The sequence below is a fragment of the Bacteroides sp. RTP31139st1_H2_RTP31139_211217 genome (assembly GCF_040227615.1).
In the GTDB taxonomy this organism is placed as follows: Bacteria; Bacteroidota; Bacteroidia; order Bacteroidales; family Bacteroidaceae; genus Bacteroides; species Bacteroides uniformis.
On record NZ_JBCNZM010000289.1, the window covers coordinates 1 to 2,970 of the forward strand.

5 protein-coding genes are annotated in these 2,970 nt (G+C 40.5%); 1 reads left to right on the plus strand and 4 read right to left on the minus strand.

The annotated features are described in order from the left end of the window. Positions 1-59: 59 nt before the first annotated feature. A complete protein-coding gene (locus ABUA47_RS24035) occupies positions 60-1,268 on the plus strand; it encodes a site-specific integrase (RefSeq protein ID WP_349832200.1) in 1,209 nt (402 codons plus the stop codon). A gap of 50 nt (positions 1,269-1,318) precedes the next feature. Here the strand turns inward: ABUA47_RS24035 and ABUA47_RS24040 are convergent, their stop codons facing one another. The 4 genes from ABUA47_RS24040 to ABUA47_RS24055 form a co-directional block, all read right to left on the minus strand. Beyond that, the gene (locus tag ABUA47_RS24040; protein ID WP_119962311.1) at positions 1,319-1,546 is read right to left on the minus strand and encodes a DUF6965 family protein; all 228 of its coding nucleotides are present in this window, start codon (positions 1,544-1,546) and stop codon (positions 1,319-1,321) included. 115 nt (positions 1,547-1,661) lie between these two features. Then, a complete protein-coding gene (locus ABUA47_RS24045) occupies positions 1,662-2,159 on the minus strand; it encodes a hypothetical protein (protein WP_061411836.1) in 498 nt (165 codons plus the stop codon). 195 nt (positions 2,160-2,354) lie between these two features. Next, positions 2,355-2,816, minus strand: a complete 462-nt coding sequence (locus ABUA47_RS24050; protein ID WP_119962310.1) for a DUF6808 domain-containing protein — start codon at positions 2,814-2,816, stop codon at positions 2,355-2,357. Next, positions 2,813-2,970: putative peptidoglycan-binding domain-containing protein (locus ABUA47_RS24055; RefSeq protein ID WP_349832202.1), on the minus strand; the 158-nt coding region annotated here is incomplete at its 5' end. The genes ABUA47_RS24055 and ABUA47_RS24050, both read right to left, overlap by 4 nt.

The following is a 2,970-nucleotide window of genomic DNA, read 5'->3' on the forward strand; positions in this document are numbered from 1 at the left end:
CTATTTAACTGTCTATTGAGTTAGTAAATCATCACCCTTAATTCAAAAAAACAGCAAAAATGGCAAGAAAGAAATCTGTATTTATCCCGCCCAAGCTAAAGGATTGTGGCGGAGATCTAACAAAAAAATGGTATGTGGAATATTCCTTGAGGGATCCACAAACCGGGGAGATGAAGCGGTTTCGGCATTATGAGGGCTTTGCGGAACTGGCAACGGAAAGTGCCAGGCGTGCCCATGCCGAGAAAGTGATATCTACAATCAAAAACAAGCTCAACAGTGGGGAGGATCCGTTCGCTGAAAACCATGTTACCTATCAAGACGAGCTTATGTATCAGGCCATGGTCAACAGATGGGGCAATAACAGCAAGGGTGCCGTCAGCATCAGAGTGCACATTTCAGAATTCCTCCAACTGAAAAAAGCCGAACTTGCGCATTCCTCCTATCAGACTTACTGCTCCAAACTGAGGATCTTCTGTGAATGGGTGGAAGCGGGGTCCTTGGCAAACAAGAACGTGCGTGTAATATCAGAAGAACATATACACAATTTTTTTTATCACATAGTCGGAACTGGACATGTCAGTCGTAGGACAGTATTGAAATACAAGCAGTTATTGCATACTTTTTTCGATTACTTACTACACAAAAAGCTTGTTGTAGCTAATCCGGTCACCAATATACCTAATCTTGGCGAGAAAAGAGACGAAGCGGCAAGCCCAATTCCAGACAAGATCCGAAATATATTGATTGGCTATATGAGAGAGCACGACCCGCAACTCCTGCTATTATGTCAGCTTGAATACTATTGTGCAATCCGCCCGAAAGAATGCTTGTATCTGCAGATACGTGACATCAATCTGGAGACAGCATCCATTACCATCCGTCAGGATATCAGTAAGAACGGACTGACAGAAACAGTCAATATGCCAAGGCAGCTTTATGAAGTTCTTGATGACCTGCTGAAGATAGGCAACTATCCGGAAGACTGGTATCTTTTCTCTCGAGACGGCCAGCCAGGAAAACACAGACTTGGGAAAAATACTTTCAGATATAGATTTGACAGAATCAGGGATAAACTGGGATTAAGCAAAAGATACAAACTTTACAGCTTCAAACATACCGGTGGAGTAAAACTGGTCAATGCAGGAGTTAATACATGGGAAATACAAAAGCACTTCAGGCATAAATCAATTACTACTACAGAGAGATACTTGCAAAAAAGATTCGGGGTAAAAAGCTCCCTGATACAAGAGGATTTTCCCGATATGTAGATAATAAATAATGTAGGAGGCTAATATTGGTCTCCTACGCTCCTACAGTCCTACATATTATCTTCCATATGCTCCTTCAACCTATATAACCGGTCAATAGCCGGGTTATAGAATGCATCCGGATAATGCTGCTTAATATCGCAGATATTCGCATTAACATACATGGAGGTATCAAAAATATGTTCTGCCTCACTTAACATAACCTCCTTGGGTAACTGTGCGTTCTCAGCCCATTTCATTAAGGCATTCACGCTTTCTTCGTCATAATTGTATGCCATATTTTTTTGTTGCAAAGATAAATCATAGCAGAGAGAAGCCAAAGAAAAAAGGTCGCTTATTGGACTGCTTTACCTATCAAAACCTTACGATGTAAGAATGATGGATGCCTATTACCTAATCCCACCAAGAAAACAACTTGTAAGTTCTGATTTTATTATATAGATACCACGCCTTATATCTTCTCAATTCCTCTTTATGAATAATTTCAATATCATAATCATCTGTCGGGAAATTAAATAGGCAGAACCTTGATGCATTTTTAGTGTTAATGTATAGATTCCTACAAGCTATTATATGCGGACTTTCTACCATTTCATACATACCGTCATCTCTACGCATAGTCTTCATTCCTGAAAATTCCAACTGCAAATTATCTTTTTCGAGCACAATATCCAATAGGCCAATGCAAAGTTGCAAGTCTCTTGCCACTATAGGCATTTTATCCGAACGCGTACACTTTTTAAAGTATTCATACATTTCTATTATTTTCTTGCGCTCTATTTCCAATAAAAACGTATAATCCCAATCAAAATCCTTTTCTAAAAGCCTGCACCACGAATTAATCTTTGCACGTTTATAGTTGGACTCAGACCTATTTCTTCTCTGTTTCATATCTAATACTATTATTATTTGTTCTTACTTTCAGATAATCATATCTGAGCTTATATCAACTTAGATATAAAAGAAAGTAGGCACTGGAATACTTTTAACGAATCATTTCTTGTATAAAAAGCCCCGACGGAAGCCGGGGCCACTTATCAAATGAATGATAAGTAAAACTACTACAGCAACAAAGGTATGTTTTTTCTACCACATAAACAAATTATAACTCACCCCACCACCGACATAAAAACCACCCGGATAGCCATATCCTACCTGCAACCCTAATCCCCAACGCTTCTTCTTCGACTTGATGGGAACCGGATGATAGACGTCATTCGTCACTGTCTGATACACAGTTCTTGGGAATATCTGTAAACTATCCAGCCGAGGGTCTACATATCCGCTCACCACAGCCCGATACGAGCTGTCTGAATACACTACTTGTCGGCGATGAAGCAGCGTATCACCTATCCGTGTCGTATCATCCGGCACGAAACGCCAGAATACTGCCATCGGTGCAGAGATAAGCATCGTATCTACCTTGACAACCGTCTTTATCTTCGTCTCTACACGAACTTCAGCCGGAGGCTGCTCATGCGGACGGAACCAAACCACTATACAAGCAATTGCCAGCAGTACAATTAATATCCACGGTAACTTTTTCATTCCTCGAATCTCAAATCATTAATCCGATTCATCCAACCTCTCTTAAATTTATTGTTCGCCGGACGTTTTTTGCATATATCCTCGATGAAATCGAACCGTGCAATCTTGATCTGGTCGAACAACTCACGCGGGTTCCTGGCATTCACCGCAGCAA